The sequence below is a fragment of the Pseudomonas sp. SAS7 genome, assembly GCF_052112345.1.
GTDB lineage: Bacteria > Pseudomonadota > Gammaproteobacteria > Pseudomonadales > Pseudomonadaceae > Aquipseudomonas > Aquipseudomonas putida_Q.
Map to the genome: position 1 here is coordinate 598547 of NZ_JBEGGO010000001.1, position 24246 is coordinate 622792.

A 24246-nucleotide genomic window follows, 5' to 3' on the forward strand; every position below is an offset into this window, starting at 1 on the left:
GATCCTCCCCCACTTTTCAGGAGTAACCCCATGAGCGTTCCTTCCTTCGGCCTCGGTACCTTCCGCCTCACCGGCCAGGCCGTCATTGACTCGGTCAAGTCGGCCCTGGCGCTGGGCTATAGGGTCATCGACACCGCACAGATCTACAAGAACGAAGCCGAAGTCGGCCAGGCCATCGCCGAAAGTGGCGTGCCGCGCAGCGAGCTGTTCATCACCACCAAGATCTGGGTCGACAACTATTCGGCCGACAAACTGGTTTCCAGCCTGCGCGAAAGCCTGGAGAAACTGCGCACCGACCACGTCGACCTGCTGCTGATCCACTGGCCGGCGCCAGGCAATGGCGTGGAGCTGAGCGAGTACATGACTGCGCTGGCCGAAGCGAAAAAGCTGGGGCTGACCCGCCAGATCGGTGTCTCCAATTTCAATATCGAGCTGACCCGCCAAGCCATCGATGTGGTCGGCAAGGGCGAAATTGCCACCAACCAGATCGAACTCAGCCCGTACCTGCAGAACAGCAAGCTGGCCGCGTTTCTCAAGGAGCAAGGCATCACCGTCACCTCGTACATGACCCTGGCCTATGGCAAGGTCCTTAAAGACCCGGTACTGGCCGAAATCGCCGCCAAGCACAAGGCCACCGTCGCCCAGGTTGCGCTGGCCTGGGCCCTGCAGCTGGGCTACGCGGTAATCCCTTCTTCGACCAAACGCGAAAACCTGGCCAGCAACCTGCTTGCCCGTGACCTGAAGCTGGACACCGACGACATGGCACGCATCGCCACGCTGGAACGCAATGGCCGCGAGGTCAGCCCTGACGCCCTGGCGCCTGCCTGGGACTGATGCAGGGTTGGGCGGCCGCAGCCAGTATCGCCTGGCTGCGACCACCTGTAGGCGCGGCTGCACTACACGTGAAATCATGCATTGTTCCACGCACTGCAATTATGAAGTGCCTGGCGCATCCGTTCTCTTGTTGGGGCATCGGCGGCTAATCTGCTACACGTAAACCGACCCGAGGAGTACCGCGATGTCCCGCCCACCCCTTCCGCCCTTCACCCGCGAAAGTGCCATCGAAAAGGTCCGCCTGGCCGAAGATGGCTGGAACGGCCGCAACCCGGCCAAAGTTGCACTCGCCTATACCCCTGATACGGTTTGGCGCAACCGCGCCGAGTTCCCCCGTGGGCGTGCCGAGGTCGAGGCATTCCTGAGCCGTAAATGGAACCATGAACTGGAATACCGCCTGATCAAGGAGCTGTGGGCTTTCACCGGCAACCGCATTGCCGTGCGCTATGCCTACGAGTACCACGACGACAGCGGCCAGTGGTTTCGTGCCTATGGCAACGAAAACTGGGAGTTTGCCGACGACGGGCTGATGCAGAACCGCCACTCGAGCATCAACGAACACCCCATCAGCGAAGCCGAACGCAAGTTCCACTGGCCGCTGGGTCGCCGCCCGGATGACCACCCCGGGCTGAGCGAGCTGGGCCTCTGATCAACCCAGCAGCAATGTGACCTTTTTTGCACTCAATGGCCAGATGCCCGAAACGCGACAGTGGCTGCCTGTTCGGCGTGAGACAGGCAACCCAGGCACTGGCTAACCTGCTGCGGCAATGCCTTGCTCCCTTGCCACAGAAGAACCTTGCCCATGACTATCTCCGCCGCCTCCGTGGCCGCCGCCACGCCTGTCGACCAACCTCAGGGCTTTGTAGTCCGCATTGTCGGTGCTGCTGCATTCGCCCACCTGCTCAACGACCTGATCCAGGCCGTGCTGCCGTCGATCTACCCCATGCTCAAAAGCGATTTCGCGTTGAGCTTTGCCCAGATCGGCTGGATCGCCCTCGTGTACCAGGTAACAGCCTCGCTGCTGCAACCCTGGGTCGGGATGTACACCGACAAGCACCCGCAACCGTACCTGTTGCCAGCCGGCATGCTGGTGACACTGGTGGGCATCGCCCTGCTCGCCTTTGCGGGCAGCTATGAAATGCTGCTGGTGGCCGCTGCGGTGGTCGGCGTGGGTTCGGCAACCTTCCACCCCGAAGCTTCGCGGGTGGCCCGCATGGCCTCCGGCGGGCGCTTCGGCACTGCCCAGTCGACCTTCCAGGTCGGCGGCAACACAGGCTCTGCCCTCGGCCCGTTGCTGACTGCTGCCATCGTCATTCCACACGGCCAGCCAGCCATTGCCTGGTTCATGCTGGCGGCTGCGCTGGCGGTGCTGGTGCTGCTGCGGGTGACCGGCTGGAGCGTGCGCCACGGCCAGGCCCGGCTCAAGAGCTTCGCCGGCCAGCAGGCCCCCGGGCTGTCGCGGGGCGCCATGTGGCGCGCAGTGGTGGTGGTCGCCGTCTTGATGTTCGCCAAGTTCGTGTATATCGCCTCGTTCACCAATTACTTCACCTTCTACCTGATCGAGCACTTTGGCCTGAGCGTGCAACACAGCCAGCTGTATCTGTTCGTGTTCCTGGCAGCGGTGGCGCTGGGCACCTTTGCCGGCGGCCCGGTGGGTGACCGCATCGGGCGCAAGGCGGTGATCTGGGTTTCGTTCCTGGGCGTGGCGCCCTTCGCCCTCGCCCTGCCCCATGCCAACCTGGCCTGGACGGCGGTACTGGCGGTGGCCATCGGCCTGGTGATGTCCTCGGCGTTCGCAGCCCTAGTGGTGTATGCCCAGGAAGCGGTCCCAGGCCGGGTCGGCATGGTCTCGGGGGTGATGTTCGGGCTGATGTTCGGCATCAGCGGCATTGGTGCTGCCGGCCTGGGCGAGCTGGCCGACCGGCATGGCATCGAGTGGGTGTACCAGGCCATCGCGTTCCTGCCGCTGCTGGGCCTGACCACCGCGCTGTTGCCAGCTACCCGCTCAAAGGCCCGGCCCAGCCGTTGCTGCTAAAGTGGCGCTGCCAGGCTGCATCTATACGAGGTCACGATGGTAAAGCCGCAGCGTGAATTGCTGGTGGAGGTAGATCAGTGGACCTGGGAAGTGGGTAGCCGCGCGACGGACTACCCCAGCGACTGGTTCATCGAGCCCCATACCCATGCCAAGCACCAACTGATCTATGCCACCAAAGGGCTGATGATCGTCGAGTCCGGGAACGAATGCTGGACAGTGCCGCCCAGCCGCGGTGTGTGGATGCCTTGCGGCCAGGTGCATGCCATCCGCTGCGTCGGCGATGTGAAGATGCGCAGTGTGTTCGTGCGCACCGATGCGGCTGCGGGCCTGCCTCTGCAGAGCAAGGCCATCAGCATCTCGCCGTTGCTCAGCGAACTGATCAAGGCCTCGGTGGGCTTTACCGCACCCTTTGCCGAGGACTCGCGCGAAGCCCGGGTAATGCGCCTGATCCTCGACGAGATCTGCGTCCTGCCGACCTTGCCGCTGAAGCTGTCGCAGCCCAGCGACAACCGCCTGCGTGTGATCTGCACGCGGTTGCAGGAGCGGCCCGACGATAATTCCACCGTGGCCGACTGGGGCCTGCAACTGGGCGTGGACGAAAAGACCATCCAGCGCATGTTTCGCAGCGAAACCGGGATGACCTTCGGCCAGTGGCGCCAACAGGCTCGGCTGATGCAGGCGCTGGAGCGAATTGCCCTGGGCGAGCGGATCATCGATGTGGCGGGGGCACTGGGGTATGACAGCCCCAGTGCCTTTGCCAGCATGTTCAAGCGACAGTTCGGTACAACGCCCAGCCAGTTCTTCAAATAGCCTGAAGTTCACACATCGACTGTGCTGGCCCTTTCGCGGCTAAAGCCGCTCCCACAGGTACTGCATAAACCTGAATCCTGCGCGATACCTGTGGGAGCGGGTTCACCCGCGAAGAGGCCGGCACAGGCCTCCTCAGTCAGCAGCTTGCGGCTCGAACACAGTCACCGCACGCGCATCCACCGGTTTGGGCAGCAGGCCTTCGCGGTAGAAGGCATCGGCAATACGCTGTTGCTCACCCAGGTTGCCCAGTTGCACCGGCTGCACGTCATAGCTGCGCCGGCCATTGGCCTGCTGCACCGTGGCGCTGTCCAGGTTGCCCCACAGTGGCCCCAGCACCCGGGCAGCCGCTGCGGGGTTGGCTTTGGTCCAGGCACCGATTTCGCGCAGCGCCTGGTACACCTGCTGCAGCACTTCAGGGTGCGCCTTGGCGTAGTCGCTACCGGCCAGGTAGTAACGCTGGTAGCTCGCCAGCTCGCTGCCATCAGCCAGAACGCGGGCATTCTGCTGGCGCTGGGCGCTGGCCACATAGGGGTCCCAGGTAACCCAGGCATCGACCTTGCCGTTCTCGAACGCCGCGCGGCCGTCGGCAGGAATGAGATACGCCGGGGTAATGTCCTTGAAACTCAGGCCGGCCTTGGCCAGCGCCTGGATCAACAGGTAATGGCTGCCCGCCGCCTTGGTCACCGCTACCCGCTTGCCCTTGAGGTCGGCGAGGGTCTTGAGCGGCGAGTCGGCTGGCACCAGAATGGCCTGGGCCGAGGGTGATGGCGCCTCACGAGCAAAATAGGTGAGCTTGGCGCCAGCTGCCTGGGTGAACACCGGCACGGTGTCGGCCACATCCGCGGACAGGTCGACATTGCCGAGGTTAAGCGCCTCCAGCAGCGGCAGGCCGCTGGGGAACTCGTGCCAGCTGACGCGGATACCCTCGGCCTGCAGGCGCTGCTCCAGCGTGCCACGGGCTTTGAGCAGGGTCAGCAGGGTGGAGGATTTCTGGTAACCGATGCGCAGGGTCTGCTCGGCGCTGGCAAGCGACGGCAGCAGGCCACCGAGCAGCAGGCCCAGGGCCAGGTGACGCAGGCGTTTGCGGTGCAGCATGGGGTGTCTCCAGGTCAATGTTGGGCCAGTGAGTCAGTGGCGGGCACGGTAAAGCCCGTGGCGAAGGTCGGGGCAACGTCCAGGCGTTGGCTCATCAGGCCGTGGGCGTGGTAGAAGTCGGCGGTTTCCTGCTGTTCGCCGATGGTCTTCGCGTCGATGGCCTGCCAACGCAACTGGCGGCGCTCGAACTGCAGGCGGGCAGCGTCCAGCGGGAAGCCGATGATCGCGGCCAGGGTTTGCGAATAGCTGTCCAGGTGCTTATAGGCCCAAACCTGGGCGGCGGCCAGGCGGGCCAGGTAATCCTGCAATGCGGCCTTGCGCGCCGGGTCACCCAGCGCCTTGTCGGTGGCCGCCAGGAAACTGTTGCCACTGGACAACCCGCGGCCATTGACCAGCACCTTGCCCTGGCCGCTCAGCTCGGCCAGCGCGGTGTAGGGTTCCCAGGTCGACCAGGCGTCCACCGAGCCATTGGCCAGGGCGATCTTGGCGTCGACCGGGCCGAGAAAGCGGAACTCCACGTCTTTTTCGCTGAGCCCGACCTGATCCAGCGCCTTCAGCGCCAGGTGATGGCCGATAGAGCCACGGCCAGTGGCAATGCGCTTGCCCTTGAGGGCGGCAGCGCCGTGCAGCGGAGCATCAGGGCGCACCAGCAGCGCCGTGCCATACGGGTCTGACTTGTCCACAGCAATGGCCTTGACCGGCGCACCGGAGGCCAGCACGAAGAGCAATGGCGCATCACCGATGATGCCAGCATCGATCGCGCCGGCATTCAGTGCCTCGGCCAACGGTGCGGCAGCGGGGAATTCGGCCCAGCGGATGTCGTAAGGCAGGTCGCGCAGGGCATCGGCGGCCTCCAGCTGGGCGCGCATATTGCCTTTCTGGTCACCGATGCGCAGGGTCAGGCGGTCACTGGCAAATGCCTGTGTGGCCAGCAGTGTGGCAGCGGCGAGCAGCAGCAGGCGAGATCGAATGGACATCCGCAGTTCCTTGCAGGTTGGAAGAACTGCGAATGTAGCGGGCCGCATCAAATAAATAAAAGTGATTAAAGTAATAAGCTAATATGCAAAATAATATGTGGCGCAAATAATTCGTCGTAGCCAGGGGATGATGATGGGAGCGCTTTGCGCCCCAGTCGCCGGGACAGAAGACGCAAAACCAGGACAGATCGCGCAAGCTTTTGCAGATCGCCGCAACCTGTAACATTCAGTTTCATATTGCTCCAGGACAGTAGGCAGTCCAAACCACTGCCTGAGGCCTGATCCGTGCTGCAACGTGTGCTCTGCTCCCTGTCCCTGCTCACCCTTGCCATTTCCACTGCCCACGCCGCCGAAGCGCTCGACACCCCGCGCCTGGCCGGCATGGACAATTTCCGCGACATCGCCGGCACCACCAGTGCCTACACCACAAGCCACGACGGCACGATACGGGCCGGCGTGTTCTACCGCGCCAATGCCCTTACCCCGACCGCCGCCGACCTGGCTACCCTCAATGGCCTGGGTATCAGCGATGTGTACGACCTGCGCACCCCAAGCGAAATAGCCAGCACCCCCGATACCCTGCCGGACGGCGCCAGCTACACCAACATCGACATCATTGGCAGCACCACATCGGGCTCCAACATCACCAATATTTCCTTCAGCAGCGCAGAACAGGCGCGGGCGATGATGCAGGAGACCAACCGCGCCTTCGTCAATGACGCCGGCATGCGTGGCCAGTTTGCCGTGCTGTTCAACGAACTGGCCGCTGCCGATGGCGCCGCGCTGTTCCATTGCACTGCGGGCAAGGACCGCACCGGCTGGACGGCAGCGGTGCTGCTGAGCATCGCCGGGGTGGACGAGGCCACCATCATGAGCAACTACCTGGCCACCAACGACTACACCGCCGCCCGCGTGGCTGCCACGCTGGCGGCGATGCCGGCGAGCATGGCCGAAACCTATGCACCGTTACTGGGGGTCGAAGCCAGCTACCTGCAGGCTGGCCTGGATGAAATCAGCGCCGACTACGGCAACATGGACAACTACCTCAAGCAGGGCCTGGGCCTGAGCCAGGAAACGATCTACGTGTTGCGCGGCAAGATGGTGCGCTATGGTTCCCTGCCCGGCGAGGCTGGCCTGCTGGGCAACGCTGCCGCCGGCGCGCAACTATTGCGCGAGCTGCAGGACACCTCGCTGTCGGGCAGCTACAGCGCCTACAACTACTACCTGCAATCGGCCATCGATGCCGGCACCTTGGGCGGCGTGACCTCGACAGTTGGCGGCCAGGTGCACGCGGATGCCGCCAGCTACCTGTTGCGCCAAGGCGCCATGGTAGAACGTGCGGCTTCGCCCTTTGCCGACGCCAGCAACCTCAAGGTCGGCCAGGCGCGCCTGTGGAGCACGGCGCTGGCCGGCTACCTGGGCACTGACGGCTCAGCCCATGCGGCCAGCAGCAACGAGCATAGCCAGGGGTTGATGGTGGGCATGACCCAGCGCTTTTCCGAGCAGCTCAGCGGCCATGCCGGTTTTGGCTACAACCGCGGCAATGTGGGCGGTGCGGGTGGCGAGGCCGACACCGACCTGACCTTCCTGAGCCTGGGGGCACGCTTTGCCCCGGGGAGCCTGGAGCACGGGCTGTTCATCGATGCCGACATCAGCGGCGGCTGGCTCGACTACTCCAGCAAACGCGAACTGGGCGGCGGCCTGGGCACGGCCAAAGGTGACAGCCACGGCACCCTGGCGGGTGCCAGCCTGGCGCTGGGTTATCGCCTGCCCACCCATGGCATGGTGCTGGAGCCAAGCCTTGGCGTGCGGGTCAGTCACGTCGACCTGAACGGCTTCACCGAGAAAGGCAGCGAACTGGCCCTGCAAGTGGACGACCTGAAAGAAACCCGTCGCAGTGCGGTGGCCAATCTCAAGGCGTCGTTCGCGCCGATTGCGGTAGGCAGCTGGCGGTTGGTGCCGGGAGTGGAAGTGGGTTACGAACATGCCCTGGGTGATCAGCAGGTGGATAGCCAGGGGCATCTGCTGGGGCTGGATATCGAGCAACGTGCGGCATTCGACAACCGCGATCAGTTCACTGGCGGGGTGAGCCTGATGGCCAACCTGGGTGCATTGAGTGTCGGCGGCGAAGTGGCGGCGATGGGCGGTGGCGACAGCCACGGGGTGAGTGGCAGCCTCAAGGCCAGCTACGCGTTCTGATCCTGTAACCGCTGGCACCGGCTGCGCCGGTGTTCGCGGGTAAACCCGCTCCCACAAGGACGGCGCTGGCCTTGCCACCGTGATCAAGCCTACCCCCACAGGCACTCCAGCATTTTTGAAGGCTGCAGTGAACCTTGTGGGAGCGGGTTCACCCGCGAACACCGGCAAAGCCGGTGCCCGGCAGCGCTAACCACTGCGCCGTACTTCGGCCGGGCTTACCCCGAACGCCTGCTGGAAATACTGGGCGAACCGCCCCGCATTGCTGAACCCATGTCGCAAGGCCACTTCGGCCACCGACCCGCCCTCCCCGCGCGCCAGCACCTGGCGCGCACTTTCCAGCCGAACCTGCCGCTGGTAACCCACGATCGACGTACCAGCAAAACGGCGAAAGCCATCCTGCAACGCGCGCAGGCTGACATTGGCCAACCCCGCCAGCTCGGTGCCACTGACCAAGCGCGCCGGGTGCTCGTGCAGGTAGGCCATCGCCAGCTTCACATGGCGCGGCGCCAACCCGGGCGCAGGGCTGCGCAGTGCATCGCTATAGTTGTGTGGCCAGGCTTCCAGCACCGCATCCACCATCATTTCCTGCAGGCGGGTCGGCATCAGCACGCCGGTATTGATCAGCTGGTCGAACTGCGTACCGGTGGCCATTTCCAGCAATGCACGTATGCCCTGGAACACCGGCAACGCCAGGTCCACCACCGGGGCAAAACACACCGGTGCCGCCAAGGGTTGGCCTAACAGTAGTGACAGGCGCTCGGCAAACAACCCGCGGTGTATCGACATGCCGCACTGGGCATGGTTTTCGGCAAAGCGCACCGTGCGAATATCGCGTTTGTCGACCGCCAGCCCCACCTGGGCACCACCAATCGATTCGCCACGGTGATCGAAAATGATCTTGCCAGCGCTGGGCAGCACGAAAGTGATCTCATCCTGTGGCGTGGGCAGGGAGATGCTGAAATCGCCGCCATACTGCATGCGTCGCACGCTCATGCCCTCAAAGCGCCCGTATACGCCGCCAATGCTGATACCTTGGGCCAGCGGCGGCATGTCGGCGTACAGGCTACCGAACATCTGGGTGAACAAAGCCCCAAAGTCATCGCTGCGCATGTCGCGGGAGCGGAGGATGAAGGGCTTGCGGGTCATGCCGGAATGCACTGTGGTTTCACCTGCGCGAACGGGGACCCGGATGCTGCCATGGCTGCATGACAACCGCGTTAAAGAGGCAGCAACCCTGCCAAGCCGTGTACAGTACCCCTACAACAATGCCCGCAAAGGAGCCCGGCACATGACCGTGACGCTGTCCCCCCTGCAGATCGACTGCGCTTTCGATTCCGGCAACATCCAGGTGCTGGATGCCAGCAACCCGGCCCAGGTACACCTGGCCATCCGCCCGGACACCCACAGCGGCCACTACCAGTGGTTTCACTTCAAGGTCAGCGGGCTGACGCCGGGCCAGGTCCATCGCTTCAGCCTCGACAACGCCTCCGGCTCCTCGTACAAGAACGCCTGGAGCGGTTACAACGCGGTGGCCTCCTACGACCAGCAAAGCTGGTTCCGCGTGCCCAGCCAGTTCGACGGCGCGGCGCTGTCGTTCGAAGTAACGGCTGAACAGGGCCAGATCTGGTTCGCCTACTTCGAGCCATACTCGCGCGCCCGCCACAACCAGCTGATCGAGCGTGCTCGGCAAATACCGGGGGTCGAGTTGCTGGCCAGCGGCCGCAGCGTGCAGGGCCGCGACATTCCCCTGCTGCGAGCCGGCGATGGCGCCGCAGGTAAGCGCAAGCTGTGGCTGATTGCCCAGCAGCACCCGGGCGAGCACATGGCCGAATGGTTCATGGAGGGCGTGATCGACCGCCTGCAAGCCAACGACGCGGTGATCAAGGGCTTGCTGGCCAAGGCCGACCTGTACCTGATCCCCAACATGAACCCCGACGGCGCATTCCTCGGTCACCTGCGCACCAACTTCAAGGGCAAGGACCTCAACCGCGCCTGGCAGGACGCCAGCGTCGAGCTGACCCCGGAGGTGTTCTTCGCCCAGGCGCAGATGAAGCAGTACGGCGTGGATGCGTTCATCGACGTGCATGGTGACGAAGAGATTCCGCACGTATTCACTGCCGCCTGCGAGGGCAACCCGGGCTATACGCCACGGCTGGAAAAACTCGAAGAGCAGTTTCGCAGCACTTTGCGCAGCGTGACCCGAGACTTCCAGACCGTGCACGGCTATACCCGTGACGAGCCTGGGCAGGCGAATACCACGCTGGCCTGCAATGCCGTGGGCATGGCCCATGACTGCCTGTCGCTGACGCTGGAGATGCCGTTCAAGGACCATGACGACGCGCCCGATGCGGTAACCGGGTGGTCGGGTGCACGTTCGAAGGCTTTGGCGGGGGCGGTGCTGGAGACCCTGTCAAAAATGGCGGACGATTTGCGCTGAGCCCTGCCTCACCGGGCCCTTGTAGGAGCGGCCTTGTGTCGCGATGGGCTGCGTAGCGGCCCCAAGATCGCAAACCCAGCACATATTGCTGGGGCTGCTGCGCAGCCCATCGCGACACAAGGCCGCTCCTACAGGGGACCGTGGCAGGCATGAAGTTCAGTCAAAACTGCACATCCAGTATTACGCTGTCGGAATAGGTGGCTGCCGGCGGCGTAGCCTGGTCGGTATAGACCTTGGCGTTGTAGTTGAACACCTGACTACCCGTGCCTGTTCCCGCGCCGGGGTTGACGTCGGCATCCGTGCTGGAACGCCTGGCGGCCCCGGATGCCCCCCAGCGTACCGTCCCGGCACTTTTGAAAATGTCATAGGCCAGGTAGTTGTTGGCGGCCGACTTCATGCGCCGCCGACCGTTGGCCACGTTCTGCCCGTCATTCAAGCCCACCGTGTAGCTGCTGCCCTTGGTACACGACACACTCAGGCTCTGGCTCACTGTGCCGAACCCAGCCACCACTGGCGCGCTGGCGAAGGTGATGTCAGGCGTGGTGATCTGGCAGTCATTCGTCACTGTCAGGCTCACGGTAAGGCTTGCCGAGCCCGAGCTATTGTCACGCCCGATACAAAGCCCGCCGATGGCAATCCCTTCGCAGTAGTTCCACGCCCACCCCAGGGACAGGGTTTCCTGGTACAACCCCGCTGCAACGTTACTGCCGATCTGCGTGCGGATATACAGCGGCACGGCCTTGGGCGTGCCGTTGAGCAGGCCGAGCAGGTCGAGAATACCGGTGCGTCCAAACTCGAATGCCACATTTCGGGTAATCGGGAAGTTGGTGGTGGAATCGGCATACAGGGTGTAAGGGATAACATCACCGGTAGGCCCTACCAACCCGCCAGTGGCCGGGGTCACGGTCAGCTTGAACGAGTCGCTGCTGCTGAGCACGCTCAGCACCGTCCCGTTGCACTGCAAGCCCGCGTTGCTGGTAGAGGCCGCCTGGGTCGCCAGGCGTACCTGGGTCGAATTGACTGCGCCGAACAGTACCGGCAGTGTCGACACTACCGTGCACTTGGCCCAGGCCGAACCGGCCCACAACAGCAAGGCAAAAGCCGACAACACGCGCCAACCAGCCTTCATCTGCATACCAACGGGCCAATCAAGGGGATTGAACCTTCAGCCTTGGGCAGATCGAAGGCCACCTGACAATGGCCACCGCCTTCAAGCTCCACCTGCAGGCTGTTATGCGCCGAGAGATTCTCCAGGTACACCAGCCCGTCCCAACCGACCACCGCCTGGCTGCCGCTTTCAGCATGAGTAACGCGGCTACCCAGCTTGAGCGCCTGCTGGTTGCTGTCCACCAGTTCGACACTGGCCGCCATTACGCGCTTGAGCGGGAATTCCAGCAGGTAGCCACTGCCCCGTCGTACCGCCACACGCTGTTCGACGTTGGGCGCAAGGACATCCGGCGGCAGGTCCATGGGGTCGATTTCATATTTGCCACGGTAGTAACCGCTGCTGTACGGCACCAGCAAATGCCCCTTGCCATCGGTACGCCCGATTTCCTGGTTTTCATAGCGCACCGGCACATCGGCGTAACCTGCGGTACTGACCACCACGAAGGCATCGTCGATGCGGTTGGCAGCGAACACTCCGGCATCCATCCACACCAGTGAGCCACTCGCATCGGCCCAGCGGGTCATCTCGCCGCTGCTGCCGTACACACCGGCTTGCAACTGCACCGACTGCAAGCGCCAGGTGACGTCTGCCTGCCTGTAGGCATCACGGTCGCTGCCTGCGGCATAGCCCAGGTTGTAGCCGACGCCGACACCCGCCGGCACCGCATGACTGTAGTTCACCCGTTGCAGGGTCTCGCCTTCCTTGCTGCGTTCCATGCCCAGCGCCAGGGTGCCGTGCAGGTCGAACGGGATCACCAGCTGCGCCTGCACGGCCCACTGGCTGTCACCCACTTCACGGTTGGCAGACAGATACACACTGCTGCTGCCCCATAGCGGCCTGCTGTAGCTCAGGTTGATCAGCCGCGTGCGCGTGCCGTCACCGGCGCGCACATCGAAATAGCCGGCGCCGATGCTGCCGTACTCGTTCAGGTTGAGGCTGAGGGTGACCTGTTCGCTGCTTTTGCTCAGTTGCATGTCGGGGGAGTCGACCCGCGTCAGGTCGGCGTAGTCACCGTGGCGTTGCAGGCGCTGGTAGCTGAAGCCGATGCGCTGGCTGTTGTACTGGTAACCAAGAGCGACCTGGTGGCCCTTGTCACCGTCGAAGCGGCTTTGCGCCAACGCTGCGTTGAGCACACCAAAGTTGCCCAGGCGCATGTTGCCGCCCACACCGCCCAGCATCAGCGACTCGGCAGTTTCGGCGTGGGTTTCCAGGGTAAAGGTGTCGCTGAGCCCATAGCGCAGGCTGCCCGAGGCAACACCCGGCCCATAGCTGAAATCGCGCACGGCGTAATCACGACGCAGGCTACCGGCGGCCACCGAGTAGTCGGACAGGCCCTTTTGCAGCAGGCTGCTGGTGACATAGAACGGCAAAGTGGTCGACACCTGCCGGCCAAGGGCATCAGTGGTGACCACCACCGCCTCCCCGGCACCGTTGATGAACGGCACGTTGGTCAGGGTGTACGGGCCTGGCTGCAGCTCGGTGGTGCTGGACTTGAAGCCGTTGATGAACAGGTCAAGCGACGTCGGTACCGCTGCTTCGCCTGCGAACGCCGGCAACGGGTAAGTGACCAGATCGGGGCGCGCAGCGAAGTCGCGCGACAGCTGCACACCGCCCACCCGCACCGAACTGCTCCAGGGCAAGGCCCCGGTCACGAAGTCACCGGCTTCGTATGTGAGCAGGCGCTGTTCGTCGGTAAAGCGCCAGGTGGTGTCGTAACGCATGAAGCCTTGGCGCGTATCATCCGCCTGTGCGCCATTGAATGACTGGCGCCATTGCCCGGTACTGGAGAAGGTCCCCCAACTGTCGAACAGGCGCAGCTCGTTCCAGGCTGCCAGATAGGTGCCGCCTTCATCGGTGTCATTCAGGTACAGGTCGTAGTTTAACAAGGCGCCGAAACTGCTGCGCGCATCGCTGGCCGGGTACAGGTTGCGATCACCCACTTGCTGGTCTGGCAACCAGGCCGGCGGCACCTGCAGCAGCAGGCGCTGGTTCTGGGTGTCGTAGTCAGTGTGCAGCCCCGCGATGCTTTCAAGGGCCACCTCGCCTTGGGGGTTGCCCGGCAACGAAATACCGGCTGCCCGCAACACGTCGCTACCCAGGTACAACTGCCCGGCCCGTTGCTGCACCGGCACCAGTTCAGCCCTTGGCATCTGGTTCACCACCAGGTCCAGGTACAGGGTAGCGTCGGCGATGGCGGACATCTCCGTGGGCGGCGGGGGCAGGTCGTCGGCCAGCGCCAGCACAGGGCTGGTCATGACCAGCCCCAGGCACCAGCGGCGCGTCGTCGCCGAGAGCCATTTCACACACGGTTTCCAACCATTGCCGGGTCCTCCCTGGCCCCTGCACTGCATTCAGTCGTTGACTCATTGGCCCTGGCGGATGGCGTCCGCTGCACTCTGGCCATTGACCCTGCCCTTCAGCACGCTGCCGCTGGTGGACGCCACGGGAGCAGGCCAGCGCATGCTGGCGCCCGGCAATACATAGCCCAGCAGGCCTTCAGCCAGTGGCTTGCTCTGGCTGCCTTGCTGCACCACCACATCGGTCAGCCGCGCATGCACGGGGCCTGTGTTGCGCAGTTCAACGTAAGGTTTGCCCTGCACCGTCACCGGCCGCCAGCTGACCTGCGGCTTGCCTACGCCCTCGGCATTGCGTTTGCCTTCAGGGTCGGCCTTACCCCACAGCCCTTCGCCATAGACGAACAGCGGCACCGAATAACGCATCTGCAAACGGATGGCCGCCGTGGCGCCGGGCTCGGCCTTGTCGACCGGGATGGCGGGCGGGATCTCGTCGATGATGATGCGGTAGGCCTGCTCCTGGCCGGCGGGCGAAGGGCCGGTTCGGGTCAGGCGGATCAACTGCTTCTGCCCGGGGGCAATGTTGGCAACCGGCGGGCTGCCGATGATCTCGCGTTGCGCCTGGAACTGTTCCTGGTAATCACCCTGGCGCCATGCGAATACCCGTACCTGCAAATTGGCCGGCTCAGTGCCACGGTTTTCCAGCCACAGGGCACCGGCCTTCTGGTCGGCCTCCAGCACCGGGTCGATTGGCCAGATCAGCACCGAGGTGGCCGCCCCGGCCGGCAGGCTTGCCAGCCACAACAATCCGATCAATCCACGCGCCCACTTCGCGCCTGCCCGCATGCAGCTCTCCTTAGACACTTGTCGTTGGTGGCGCTGGCGTTTACCAGGTCACCGTCACTTGCACCACATCGGTGTAGGTCCCTGCCGGCAGCACGCCAGTCAGCTGGACCCGCCCGTACACCGGCAGCTTGATCGCCGTCGGGTCGGAATAGCTCACGGCCACGCTCTGGCCGATGCCCAGGCTCTGGCTGAAGGCCGCGTCCCGGTACAACTGGTAAGCCAGCACTTGAGTGCCGGTAGTGCGCTTCAGGTTGCGTGTGCCACTGGCGCTGTTCTGCCCGCCATCCAGGCTCATGCTCATGGCTACGCCCGGCGTGCACTGGAAGGTCACTGTCGAGCCACCCAGCGAGGTGCTGAGCAACGCTTTGGACAGTGCCGACTGCGAGCCATAATCGAGCGTGCCGTAACTGGTGACACCGCCCACCACCAGGCACCCGGCGACAACCTGCGCCGTTACCGTAAAGGTACTGGTGGTCACCGCCCCCAACGGGGCAGCCAACAGCATGCCGATTCCGGTCAGGCCACCTGCCAGCCATCCGCGCATGGTTCAGAACGACAGCTCGACCGAAATCGTGTCGCTGTAGACCCCTGCGGGCAGGCCCGCCTTGCCCACGGCCTTGCCGTAAAGGTTGACGGTCTGGGCCACGCCAGTGCTGGTGGGCAGGGTGATGGTGCCGTCGATCGCCAGCAGCGTTGTACGCCCGGTGTCGGTGTACAGGTCATACGGCACAAAATTGCCGGCCCCATCGGCGAGCGCACGCGTGCCACCGCTCGACTGGCCGTCATGCAGGCCTGCGCGCACCTTGACCACAGGCACCGTACCCGCCGAGCACAGGATGCTCATGGCACCACCCCCGCCTCCCAGCACCTGGGCATTGGCGGTGACGAACAAGGCATCCTGGGTACCGAAGTTCAAGGCACCGAAGTTGAGCCCCGACGTGCCAGAACTACCATTTACCTGACACGCCGAAATCAGCGTCAGGGTCGAGTTGATGCTGCCGGTCACCGTGGCGGCCTGGGCCTGGGAAGCCAGGGCCAGGCCCAGGCCTGCGAGCATGCAGCATGAAAGGTTCGTTCGCATCGGAGTCTCCTTGCGTGGTTACCAGTCCAGGGTCACTCTGAGGGTGTCGCGGTACAGCCCGGCCGGCAGTGCGCGCGGTTGCGCCACCACCACACCGTAAATGGGGATCGGTACTTGCTGGGTGCTGTTGATGGTGAAGGCACGCGCCTGGCCGATGGCGTAGCGGCTATTGCCGCCCGGGTCGACCGCCAGTTGATAAGGGATCAGCTCTCGGCCGTTGCTCAGGCGGCGCACGCCGTCGTCGCCATTCAGGCCGCCATTGATCCGCACGTTGAAGGCCCGTACTTCGGGCGTGCAGCTGATCTGCAGGGAGCCCGCGCCGCCCGCTTCGTCAACCCGGCTGCGCAGCGGCTGGTCCCAGTTCGGGCCACGCTCGCCAAAGTCCAGCAGCCCCGGGTTGCCCAGCACAGCCGGTTGCGTATCGTTGCTGCTGATCTGGCAGGCTGCGCTGATCACCAAGCGCGCCTGAATGAAACCGGTGGCGCTGCCATGCGCCGCGCCACCGGGAACCAGCAACGGGCCAATGGTAAGCAACAGGATCGAAGTGCGGTTCATGGCGTGGCGTCCTTGTGCATGGCAGCGTCCCTACCAGGTGACCGTGACTTTGAGCAGGTCGGCGTAAACCCCTGCATTCGGCACCCAGGCCAATTTGTCGATGCGTGCGTACAACGGCAGCTCGACCGAACCGCTGCTCGGTACCCTCGCCGACTGGGCGACCCCTACCGCCAGAGGCTCACGCCAGGCTGCGTCGCGGTATAAGCGATAAGGGATGGGCCGCGCCGTGTGGTCGTCGCTGGCCAGGTAGCGCAGCTCGCCGACGCCGCCATGCTGGCCGCCATCGACGCGCACCTGATAAGGGGTGTCCGGGTTACACTCAAGGCGCGGTGGGCGCTGGCTCAGCAGAACGCCGCTCAACGGTGCGCCGGGGCCGTCCAGGCGTGCTGCCGTACCCAGGTCAATGCGCCCGAGGGCCTGGGCTCCCGCGTCGCGGGTCTGGTTGACCAGCATGCAACCGCGCTGCACCAGCACACGCACTTCCACGAGAAAATCCGCTGCCACGGTACTGCCGCTGAACAACAGGCCCAACAACGCGGCCATTAAGCGCTCCGTCACCTTTTTATCCTTGTCGAAACGTCCTGAACAGAGCGTAGCAGCGAGGCAGGGCAACCGTGGTGGCACCACGCCGTTTTTTGGTATTAGCGATAAAGCGATAGCACCCCGTTAAAAAAAAGCCGGAACGGCGCAGAACCCCAGGCCACCTCCGTGTCTCCAATGGCCGAGGGCCGGTAAATGTGCCTGGTTTCTGGTAGGGTGAACCACGTTCCTCCAGCGCCAGGCGCCAATGCCATACATGGACGGACATGACAGGAGCGTTTTCATTGATGACTGCAGACACCACGCTGGCAGAAGCCATGGAGCGCTGTGCCCGGGAACCGATCCACGTGCCGAGCAGCATCCAGCCCCACGGTTTTCTGCTGGTGCTGGACCCCATCGACCTGTGCGTGCTGCAGGCCAGTGAAAACGTTGAACACTGGCTGGGCTTGCCGGCCCGTGAACTGATCGGTTGTCCCTTCGCCAACCTGGTCCGCGATGGCTTTGACCTGCACGCGCAGCTCGCACGGCTGCCCGAAGATGAAGTCTTCCCCTTCCACATCGGCGACATGCGCTTGCGCCAAGGTGCGCCGTACGGCAACCCGCTGCATTTGCTGGTGCACGGCCACGACGAAGTACTGATTGCCGAATTCGAACCCCCTCGCCTGTCGCCGGAGCTGGCCGGGCAAGGCGACTATTACCCGCTGGTGCGCAACTTTGTCGGCAGCCTGCAATTAGCCAGCAGCCTCGAAGACCTGCTGCAGCAAACGGTGTTGCAGCTCAAGCGCATAACCGGCTTTGGCCGGGTCAAGGCGTACCGTTTCGACGCCGAGGGCAACGGCCAGGTACTCGCCGAGGTGGCCGACCCAGGCTACCCCGGTTACCTGGGCCTGTGCTTCCCGGCTGCAGACATCCCGCGCCAGGCGCGCGAGCTGTACCGGGTCAACCGCATTCGCGTGATCGAGGATGCCAACTACCAGCCCTCGCCCCTGCTGCCAGCCATCAACCCGCGCACCGGCAAGGCACTGGACATGAGTTTCGCCGCGCTGCGCAGCGTCTCGCCGGTGCACCTGCAGTACATGCGCAACATGGGCACTCTAGCCTCGATGTCGCTCTCGATCGTGGTCGACGGCGAGCTGTGGGGGCTGGTGTCCTGCCACCACCACCAACCGCGCGCGGTGGACCTGCGCACCCGCACGGCCTGCGAGTTGCTGGCCAGTGTATTGTCGCTGCAGATCGAGTCCCGCGAATCCCATGCCAGCACGCGCAAGCTGCTGGCGTTGCGCCAACATATCGTGCGCATGATCTCGTCCATGGCCGACCACGACAGCGTCAGTGACGGCCTGCGCGACCTGCCCCAGGTGTTGCTGGCCTTTGCCGGTGCGCAGGGCGCCGCAGTCATCTCGGCCGAACGCTGTGACCTGTTCGGCCAGACCCCGCCTGAAGCCCAGGTGACCGCGCTGGTGCACTGGCTTGGCCAGCGCGGGGAAGACACGGTATTCCACAGTGACAACGTGCGCCGCGACATCACTGACCTGCCCGAGCTGGCCGCACATGCCGGGGGTGTACTGGCGGTGGCCATCTCGCAGATCCACTCGCACTACCTGCTGTGGTTCCGGCCCGAGCAGGTGCGCACGGTGAACTGGGCGGGCCAGCCGACCAAGCAGGTCGGGCCGCAGGGCAACCTCGACCCGCGGCACAGTTTCGAACGCTGGCGCGAAGAACTGCGCGGCTACAGCGAACCTTGGGACCCGCTGGTGATCGAGGGCGTGCTGGAACTGCGCACCGCCGTGCTTGGCATCGTCCTGCGCAAAGCTGAAGAACTGGCACAGCTGGCCGGCGACTTGCGCCGTTCGAACAAGGAACTCGAAGCGTTTTCCTACAGTGTTTCCCACGACTTGCGCGCGCCGCTGCGGCACATCGCCGGGTACACCGAACTGCTTGGCGAAATGGAAGGCCAGGGCCTGAGCGAGCGCGGCAAGCGCTTCCTGCAGCATATCGGTGAAGCGGCGCACTTTGCCGGCACCCTGGTCGACAACTTGCTCAACTTCTCGCAGATGGGCCGCTCGGCCCTGCGCCTGTCCGACGTCGACCTGAACGCACTGGTCGAAGCCATTCGCAGCGAGCTGGCCCCCGATTACGAAGGCCGCGCAATCGTTTGGGACATCGCCCCGCTGCCCAAGGTGATCGGCGATCCGGCATTCATCAACATGGCATTGCGCAACCTGATCGCCAACGCCATCAAGTACACACGCGGCCGTACACCTGCACACATCGGGATCAGTGCCATCCAGCATCCTGGCGAAACCGAGATCTGTATCCGCGACAATGGCGTGGGCTTCGACATGGCCTATGCCAACAAGCTGTTCGGCGTATTCCAGCGCCTGCACCGCATGGAAGACTTCGAGGGCACAGGGATTGGCCTGGCAAGTGTGCGCCGCATCATCGAGCGCCATGATGGCCGGGTCTGGGCCGAAGGCCAGATCGACCAGGGCGCAAGCTTCCATTTCACACTCCCCCGAAACACTGCTACCTGAGGCACCGCTACCATCATGCTCAAACCCATCCTGCTGGTCGAAGACAACCCCCGGGACCTGGAACTGACCCTGCTGGCCCTGGAACGCAGCCAGTTGGCCAACGAGGTCATCGTGCTGCGCGACGGCGCCGACGCACTGGACTACCTGCTACGCCGCAACGCCTATGCTGCCCGCGATGGCGGCAACCCTGCCGTGCTGCTGCTGGACCTGAAACTGCCCAAGGTCGATGGCCTGGAAGTGCTCAGGGAAGTACGCGCCACTGCCGAACTGCGCAGTATCCCCACGGTGATGCTGACCTCCTCGCGGGAGGAGCCCGACCTGCTGCGCGCCTATGAACTTGGGGTCAACGCCTACGTGGTCAAGCCGGTGGACTTCAAGGAATTCGTCGCCGCCATCTCCGACCTCGGGGTATTCTGGGCAGTGCTTAACGAACCGCCACCCGGCTCACTGCGGCTGAACCGTCGCGGTAGCAATTGAGGCCGCCGCAACGATGCAGCAAACACCATTGAACCTCCTGATGGTCGAAGACAGCTCGATGGACGCCGAGCTTACTCTGATGCGTCTGGAACGCAGCGGGCTGCATGTGCAGTCACAGCTGGTGTTCGACCATGTGGGTGTCGAACACGCCCTGCGCGAGGCCCGCTACGACCTGATCCTGTGCGACTGCGTGCTGCCGGGTTCATCTGGCACAGAGGTGCTGGCCATCGCCCAGCGCCTGGCCCCGGACACTCCGTTCATCTTCCTGTCCGGCATCTACGGCGAAGAGCACGCGGTGGAAATGATCCGCCTGGGCGCCACCGATTATGTGCTGAAGAAGAACCTGCCACTGCTGCCCAAGGCCGTACGCCGGGCGCTGACCGAAGTGCAGGAACGCCAGCGCCGGCGCCGCGCCGAAGAGGCCCTGATCGACGTCGAGGCACGTGCGCGGATTGCCATCGACGCCGCCGGCATGGGCACCTGGGACCTGCGCCCGCAGGAGCGCCTGTTGCTCTGGGATGACCGCTGCAAGACCCTGTTCGGCCTGCCTGTCAGCACCGAAATGAGCCTTGAAGTGTTCTACGCCGGCATCTACCCCGACGACCTGCCACTGGTACGTGAGGCGGTGGAACACGCCATGCGCCCGGAAAGCGGCGGCCGCTACCGGGTCGAATTTCGCATCGCGCCACCCAACGGCCTGGAACCGCGCTGGTTGCTCAGCAGCGGCCAGAGCCAGTTCGTCGATGGCCAATGCGTGCGTTTTTCCGGCGTGCTGCAGGACATCAACACGCAACGCCTGGCCACTCAGGCGCTGCGTCAGCTCAACGAGATGCTGGGGGAAAGGGTCGAGCGCCGTACCCGCGAACGCGACCGTGCCTGGGAGCTGTCGCAGGACCTGCTGGCCGTGCTGAACAAGGACCTTACCCCGGTCGCACTCAACCCTGCCTGGGAAGCCAGCCTGGGCTTCTCCCGCGAGCGCCTGAGCCAAACGTCGTTGCTGCACCTGCTGCCCGACCCCGACCAGGAACTGCTGCTGACCGAACTGGCTGCCCTCGCCCATGGCCGCACCAGCGTACGCTTCGTCGGCCGCATCCTGCATGCCGGCGGCCAGCAGCGCTGGCTATCGTGGGTGGTGGTGCCGGAAGACACCCTGCTGTATGTGGTGGCACGCGACATCACCAGCGAACGCGAAGCCGCCCTGGGCCTGGCAGAAGCCAACGCCCGCCTGCGCGAACAGATCAACGAACGCGAACGCATCGAGGCGGCGCTGCAGCAGATGCAGCGGCTCGAAGCCGTCGGTCAGCTGACCGCTGGCGTGGCCCACGACTTCAACAACCTGCTGACGGTGATCCTCACCGGCGCCAGCTTCCTTGAACGCGACCTGGCCAAGGCCAACCTGGACAAGGCCCGCACGCGCCTCACCCACATCCGCGAAGCGGGCGAGCGTGGCGCCAAGCTGACGTCGCAGCTGCTGGCGTTCTCGCGCCGCCAGCGCCTGGAGCCGGTTGCGCTCAACCTCAACCAGACCCTGGCCGGCCTGGAAGAGCTGTTGCGCCGCACCCTGGGTGGCAACGTCTCAGTGCGCCTGGACCTGGACCAGGCCCTGTGGCAGGCACTGACCGACCCCACCCAGACCGAGATGATCATCCTCAACCTGGCGATCAACGCCCGCGATGCCATGCCTGACGGCGGCCAGCTGACCCTGACCACCCGCAACACCCGCATCGATAGCCGCCCGCAACGCCCGGAAGACCCGGACCCGGGCGAGTACGTGATGCTGAGCATCCGCGATACCGGCTGCGGCATGAGCGAAGACGTGCTGACCAAGGTGTTCGAGCCGTTCTTCACCACCAAGGACATCGGCAAGGGCTCGGGCCTGGGCCTGGCCCAGGTGTTCGGCTTCGCCAAGCAGTCCGGGGGAGGCGTGCGCATCGACACCGCGCCTGGCCACGGCACTCAGGTGGCGGTGTACCTGCCTGCGGTAAAGGATCAGGCCGTGACCGAGCCGGTGGTACCGATGCCCAGCCAGTCGGTGAGCGAAAGCGGCCGCAACCGCACGGTACTGCTGGTGGATGACGACCATCTGGTGCGTGACATGATTGGCGATGTGCTGCGCCAGTATGGCTACCAGGTGCGTCAGGCGCACAGCGGCGAACAGGCATTGGCGTTGCTAGACAACGAGATCGACCTGCTGCTCACCGACTTCGCCATGCCCGAGTTCAACGGCGCGCAACTGGCGCTGGCGGCGCGCGAAGGGTTCCCGCACCTGCCGGTGGTGTTCCTGACTGGCTATGCAGAGTTGCAGGGGCTAGAGCTGCCGGGCAGCGTGGTGATCCAGAAGCCGGTGCAGGGTGATGAGCTGGCCAGGGTGCTGAACGAGATACTGGGCATTGCCGGGTAACCCGCGACTGCAGGAGCGGCCCGGCAAGGCCGCTCCTGCAGCAATCGTGTGACAGAATTGAAAATACGGAAACGACAAAACCCAGCGCTTATCTTTCTAAGCACCGAGCATATACGTTTGAATCTGGAAAATGGCAGGGGCGGCTGGATTCGAACCAACGCATGGCAGGATCAAAACCTGCTGCCTTACCGCTTGGCGACGCCCCTGTATCGGATGCAGCATTTGCTGCTCTGACAATTCCAACTGAGTGACAACTGGGTTGTTGTCTTGGAATGCGCGGCACTTTAACAACAAACTTTCGGTCTGTGAACCCCCTGATGAAAAAAAATTGCCAAAAAACAGCGGGTTAGTCATTTCAGCGTTGTGGTAGCGACCATCCGTCGCTTTCCCTCCGCTTCGCTTCAACACAATCGCATTCCTCCCTTCCAATCAGATAAGCCCATTGCATTGACCAAGGAGGACCTCATGCCTGTCTCCCACGACCTCTATCAGGACCTGCACTACCCGCGTGAAATCGTCCAACAACGCCGCCAGCAGGACAAGGCGCTGGACCGGCTGCTGGACGAGTACATGGACATCGACAACCAGGTGCTGGCAGCCGAATCGATCTCGGCGGGCAACTTCGTCGACGAAGACCTGCGCCACCTCAAGGAACGCCGCCTGGCAGTGAAGTACATGATCGAGCGCCAGCTGGAGCGCAAGGCCTAGGCAATGCCGGTGTGCGGCCCGCACCTATCGCATGAAGTGATCATTGCCGGTCACTTTCTGTATTAGTCAAAATGGCCGCCCTCGGGCAAGCTGCACGCTGCCCCGCCATCGCCCAAGGAGCGTTGCTTGTGTCTGCCTGGATCCCTGCCCCACTGCGCCAGCTTGGCCAGCGCCTGCGTGGCGCCCCCGCCAACCAGAGCGAACTGCTCGACTGGTTCGAGGACAAAGCCCGAAGCCGGGGTTACCAGCTGAGTGATGGCCAGCGTCGGGTAATCCACTGCATGGCCGAACAGCTGGCACTGCTGGAGCAAGGGCAGCCACGCAGCCTGTACCTGTATGGTTCGGTGGGGCGCGGCAAGAGCTGGCTGCTAGACGGGTTCTTCCAGGCGGTGCCGGTCGAAGCCAAGCGCCGCCTGCACTTTCATGATTTTTTTGCCCGCCTTCACCAGGGCATGCACCGCCATCGGGCGCTGGATGATGCGCTGGGCGCAACCCTCGACGAGCTGGTGGGTGGTTGCCAGGTGTTGTGCTTCGACGAATTTCATGTGCATGACATCGGCGATGCCATGCTGCTTACCCGCCTCTTCAACGCCCTGTTCGCACGCGGCGTGTTTCTGCTAGTGACCTCTAACTACGCGCCCGAAGGGCTATTGCCAAACCCGCTGTACCACGAGCGCTTCCTGCCGGTGATCCGCCTGATCAACGGGCGCATGCAGGTTCTGGAAGTGGGTGGCGACACCGACTTCCGCAGCTTGCCTGCCAACCGCGAGCACCAGCGTTTTACCCAGGGCTACTATGTGTGGCCGGGGACAGCGGCACAGCGCCAGGCGCTGGGCGTGCCGCACGAGCAGCCGGTAATGCTTGAGGTGAACAAACGCCCACTGCGCGCGCAGGCCATCGATGGCCGGCGGGTGGTGCTTGGCTTTGACGATTTGTGTGAAAAGGCCACGGCGGTGATCGACTACCTGGCGCTGGCGCAGCAGTACGATGAGTGGATCATCGATGGGCTGGATGACCTGGCGGAGTGTTCGCTGGCGGCCCAGCAGCGCTTCGTCAACCTGGTGGATGTGTTGTATGACCAGGACCGACAGGTGACGGTGATTGGCAAACGGCCGCTGGAAGAGAGCCTGGGCGGGCCGCTTGCCGACCTGATGCGTACCCGCAGCCGGCTGGGGCAACTGCACCAGGTAGCGCCCTAGAACTGCATCGCCTGAACGGGCCTCTTCGCGGGTAAACCCGCTCCCACAGGTGCAAC

Annotated in this window: 21 protein-coding genes and 1 tRNA gene; 11 read left to right on the forward strand and 11 right to left on the reverse strand. The window is 64.0% G+C overall.

Annotation, left to right across the window (positions count from 1 at the left end; translation table 11 throughout):
- Positions 1-30 precede the first annotated feature (30 nt).
- The 4 genes from dkgB to ABI582_RS02645 all read left to right on the forward strand — a co-directional run bounded on the left by dkgB (position 31) and on the right by ABI582_RS02645 (position 3679).
- Positions 31-834: a 2,5-didehydrogluconate reductase DkgB gene (gene dkgB, locus ABI582_RS02630; protein WP_442118320.1), complete on the forward strand. Its 804-nt coding sequence runs from the start codon at positions 31-33 to the stop codon at positions 832-834.
- A 184-nt stretch (positions 835-1018) separates the two neighbouring features.
- The gene (locus ABI582_RS02635; protein ID WP_442118321.1) at positions 1019-1483 is read left to right on the forward strand and encodes a nuclear transport factor 2 family protein; all 465 of its coding nucleotides are present in this window, start codon (positions 1019-1021) and stop codon (positions 1481-1483) included.
- 153 nt (positions 1484-1636) lie between these two features.
- On the forward strand, positions 1637-2869 hold the full coding sequence (locus ABI582_RS02640; RefSeq protein WP_442118322.1) for an MFS transporter: 1233 nt from the start codon (positions 1637-1639) through the stop codon (positions 2867-2869).
- Between the two features lie 36 nt (positions 2870-2905).
- Complete coding sequence (locus ABI582_RS02645; protein ID WP_442118323.1) at positions 2906-3679, forward strand: AraC family transcriptional regulator; 774 nt, start codon at positions 2906-2908, stop codon at positions 3677-3679.
- Between the two features lie 132 nt (positions 3680-3811).
- On the opposite strand, the gene ABI582_RS02650 is transcribed toward ABI582_RS02645, so the two are convergent.
- Together ABI582_RS02650 and ABI582_RS02655 are read right to left on the reverse strand one after the other, a co-directional pair.
- Positions 3812-4774 carry an aliphatic sulfonate ABC transporter substrate-binding protein gene (locus tag ABI582_RS02650; RefSeq protein WP_442118324.1) on the reverse strand — a complete coding sequence of 321 codons (963 nt, stop codon included), beginning with the start codon at positions 4772-4774 and terminating at the stop codon, positions 3812-3814.
- A gap of 14 nt (positions 4775-4788) precedes the next feature.
- Positions 4789-5751 (reverse strand): ABC transporter substrate-binding protein, encoded by a 963-nt coding sequence (locus ABI582_RS02655; protein ID WP_442118325.1) that lies wholly within the window; start codon positions 5749-5751, stop codon positions 4789-4791.
- Between the two features lie 285 nt (positions 5752-6036).
- Here ABI582_RS02655 and ABI582_RS02660 point away from each other — a divergent pair, with 285 nt between their 5' ends.
- On the forward strand, positions 6037-7950 hold the full coding sequence (locus ABI582_RS02660) for a tyrosine-protein phosphatase (RefSeq protein WP_442118326.1): 1914 nt from the start codon (positions 6037-6039) through the stop codon (positions 7948-7950).
- A gap of 186 nt (positions 7951-8136) precedes the next feature.
- Here the strand turns inward: ABI582_RS02660 and ABI582_RS02665 are convergent, their stop codons facing one another.
- Positions 8137-9096 (reverse strand): AraC family transcriptional regulator, encoded by a 960-nt coding sequence (locus tag ABI582_RS02665; RefSeq protein ID WP_442118327.1) that lies wholly within the window; start codon positions 9094-9096, stop codon positions 8137-8139.
- A gap of 142 nt (positions 9097-9238) precedes the next feature.
- Between ABI582_RS02665 and ABI582_RS02670 the strand changes: the two genes are divergently transcribed.
- Positions 9239-10387, forward strand: coding sequence for a M14 family metallopeptidase (locus ABI582_RS02670; RefSeq protein ID WP_338746800.1), 1149 nt, complete (start codon positions 9239-9241; stop codon positions 10385-10387).
- Between the two features lie 160 nt (positions 10388-10547).
- Here the strand turns inward: ABI582_RS02670 and ABI582_RS02675 are convergent, their stop codons facing one another.
- From ABI582_RS02675 to ABI582_RS02705, 7 genes are all read right to left on the reverse strand, one after another.
- A complete protein-coding gene (locus tag ABI582_RS02675; RefSeq protein WP_442118328.1) occupies positions 10548-11516 on the reverse strand; it encodes a Csu type fimbrial protein in 969 nt (322 codons plus the stop codon).
- The gene (locus ABI582_RS02680; protein WP_338746798.1) at positions 11513-13810 is read right to left on the reverse strand and encodes a fimbria/pilus outer membrane usher protein; all 2298 of its coding nucleotides are present in this window, start codon (positions 13808-13810) and stop codon (positions 11513-11515) included. Before ABI582_RS02680 ends, ABI582_RS02675 begins: the two co-directional genes overlap by 4 nt.
- A 108-nt stretch (positions 13811-13918) precedes the next feature.
- The gene (locus tag ABI582_RS02685) at positions 13919-14695 is read right to left on the reverse strand and encodes a fimbrial biogenesis chaperone (protein ID WP_442118329.1); all 777 of its coding nucleotides are present in this window, start codon (positions 14693-14695) and stop codon (positions 13919-13921) included.
- 40 nt (positions 14696-14735) lie between these two features.
- Entirely contained in the window at positions 14736-15239 is a 504-nt protein-coding gene (locus ABI582_RS02690; RefSeq protein ID WP_338746796.1) for a Csu type fimbrial protein, read from the reverse strand.
- A 3-nt stretch (positions 15240-15242) separates the two neighbouring features.
- Positions 15243-15776, reverse strand: a complete 534-nt coding sequence (locus ABI582_RS02695) for a Csu type fimbrial protein (RefSeq protein WP_258656293.1) — start codon at positions 15774-15776, stop codon at positions 15243-15245.
- Between the two features lie 18 nt (positions 15777-15794).
- On the reverse strand, positions 15795-16331 hold the full coding sequence (locus tag ABI582_RS02700; RefSeq protein WP_442118330.1) for a Csu type fimbrial protein: 537 nt from the start codon (positions 16329-16331) through the stop codon (positions 15795-15797).
- A gap of 30 nt (positions 16332-16361) precedes the next feature.
- Positions 16362-16889 carry a Csu type fimbrial protein gene (locus tag ABI582_RS02705; protein ID WP_041167793.1) on the reverse strand — a complete coding sequence of 176 codons (528 nt, stop codon included), beginning with the start codon at positions 16887-16889 and terminating at the stop codon, positions 16362-16364.
- 269 nt (positions 16890-17158) lie between these two features.
- Between ABI582_RS02705 and ABI582_RS02710 the strand changes: the two genes are divergently transcribed.
- The 3 genes from ABI582_RS02710 to ABI582_RS02720 are packed head-to-tail and all read left to right on the forward strand — an operon-like array spanning position 17159 to position 22283.
- Complete coding sequence (locus ABI582_RS02710; RefSeq protein ID WP_442118331.1) at positions 17159-19405, forward strand: ATP-binding protein; 2247 nt, start codon at positions 17159-17161, stop codon at positions 19403-19405.
- A 15-nt stretch (positions 19406-19420) separates the two neighbouring features.
- Entirely contained in the window at positions 19421-19882 is a 462-nt protein-coding gene (locus ABI582_RS02715; protein WP_338746792.1) for a response regulator, read from the forward strand.
- Between the two features lie 13 nt (positions 19883-19895).
- The gene (locus ABI582_RS02720; protein WP_368976348.1) at positions 19896-22283 is read left to right on the forward strand and encodes a response regulator; all 2388 of its coding nucleotides are present in this window, start codon (positions 19896-19898) and stop codon (positions 22281-22283) included.
- A 131-nt stretch (positions 22284-22414) separates the two neighbouring features.
- Here ABI582_RS02720 and ABI582_RS02725 read toward each other — a convergent pair.
- Positions 22415-22489, reverse strand: a tRNA-Gln gene (locus tag ABI582_RS02725).
- Positions 22490-22748: 259 nt separating this feature from the next.
- Between ABI582_RS02725 and ABI582_RS02730 the strand changes: the two genes are divergently transcribed.
- Positions 22749-22991 carry a hypothetical protein gene (locus tag ABI582_RS02730; protein ID WP_012271609.1) on the forward strand — a complete coding sequence of 81 codons (243 nt, stop codon included), beginning with the start codon at positions 22749-22751 and terminating at the stop codon, positions 22989-22991.
- A gap of 128 nt (positions 22992-23119) precedes the next feature.
- Complete coding sequence (gene zapE, locus ABI582_RS02735) at positions 23120-24190, forward strand: cell division protein ZapE (RefSeq protein WP_338746790.1); 1071 nt, start codon at positions 23120-23122, stop codon at positions 24188-24190.
- Positions 24191-24246: the final 56 nt, after the last annotated feature.

Bases quoted from the DNA above. Each gene is read 5' to 3' on its own strand.
- ABI582_RS02680 (WP_338746798.1), bottom strand. From the start codon at position 13,810: ATGACCAGCCCTGTGCTGGCGCTGGCCGACGACCTGCCCCCGCCGCCC.
- dkgB (WP_442118320.1), top strand. From the start codon at position 31: ATGAGCGTTCCTTCCTTCGGCCTCGGTACCTTCCGCCTCACCGGCCAG.
- ABI582_RS02715 (WP_338746792.1), top strand. From the start codon at position 19,421: ATGCTCAAACCCATCCTGCTGGTCGAAGACAACCCCCGGGACCTGGAA.
- ABI582_RS02665 (WP_442118327.1), bottom strand. From the start codon at position 9,096: ATGACCCGCAAGCCCTTCATCCTCCGCTCCCGCGACATGCGCAGCGAT.
- ABI582_RS02650 (WP_442118324.1), bottom strand. From the start codon at position 4,774: ATGCTGCACCGCAAACGCCTGCGTCACCTGGCCCTGGGCCTGCTGCTC.
- ABI582_RS02690 (WP_338746796.1), bottom strand. From the start codon at position 15,239: ATGCGCGGATGGCTGGCAGGTGGCCTGACCGGAATCGGCATGCTGTTG.
- ABI582_RS02720 (WP_368976348.1), top strand. From the start codon at position 19,896: ATGCAGCAAACACCATTGAACCTCCTGATGGTCGAAGACAGCTCGATG.
- ABI582_RS02640 (WP_442118322.1), top strand. From the start codon at position 1,637: ATGACTATCTCCGCCGCCTCCGTGGCCGCCGCCACGCCTGTCGACCAA.
- ABI582_RS02670 (WP_338746800.1), top strand. From the start codon at position 9,239: ATGACCGTGACGCTGTCCCCCCTGCAGATCGACTGCGCTTTCGATTCC.
- ABI582_RS02685 (WP_442118329.1), bottom strand. From the start codon at position 14,695: ATGCGGGCAGGCGCGAAGTGGGCGCGTGGATTGATCGGATTGTTGTGG.
- ABI582_RS02645 (WP_442118323.1), top strand. From the start codon at position 2,906: ATGGTAAAGCCGCAGCGTGAATTGCTGGTGGAGGTAGATCAGTGGACC.
- ABI582_RS02655 (WP_442118325.1), bottom strand. From the start codon at position 5,751: ATGTCCATTCGATCTCGCCTGCTGCTGCTCGCCGCTGCCACACTGCTG.
- ABI582_RS02700 (WP_442118330.1), bottom strand. From the start codon at position 16,331: ATGAACCGCACTTCGATCCTGTTGCTTACCATTGGCCCGTTGCTGGTT.
- ABI582_RS02675 (WP_442118328.1), bottom strand. From the start codon at position 11,516: ATGAAGGCTGGTTGGCGCGTGTTGTCGGCTTTTGCCTTGCTGTTGTGG.
- ABI582_RS02635 (WP_442118321.1), top strand. From the start codon at position 1,019: ATGTCCCGCCCACCCCTTCCGCCCTTCACCCGCGAAAGTGCCATCGAA.
- ABI582_RS02695 (WP_258656293.1), bottom strand. From the start codon at position 15,776: ATGCGAACGAACCTTTCATGCTGCATGCTCGCAGGCCTGGGCCTGGCC.
- ABI582_RS02730 (WP_012271609.1), top strand. From the start codon at position 22,749: ATGCCTGTCTCCCACGACCTCTATCAGGACCTGCACTACCCGCGTGAA.
- ABI582_RS02710 (WP_442118331.1), top strand. From the start codon at position 17,159: ATGACTGCAGACACCACGCTGGCAGAAGCCATGGAGCGCTGTGCCCGG.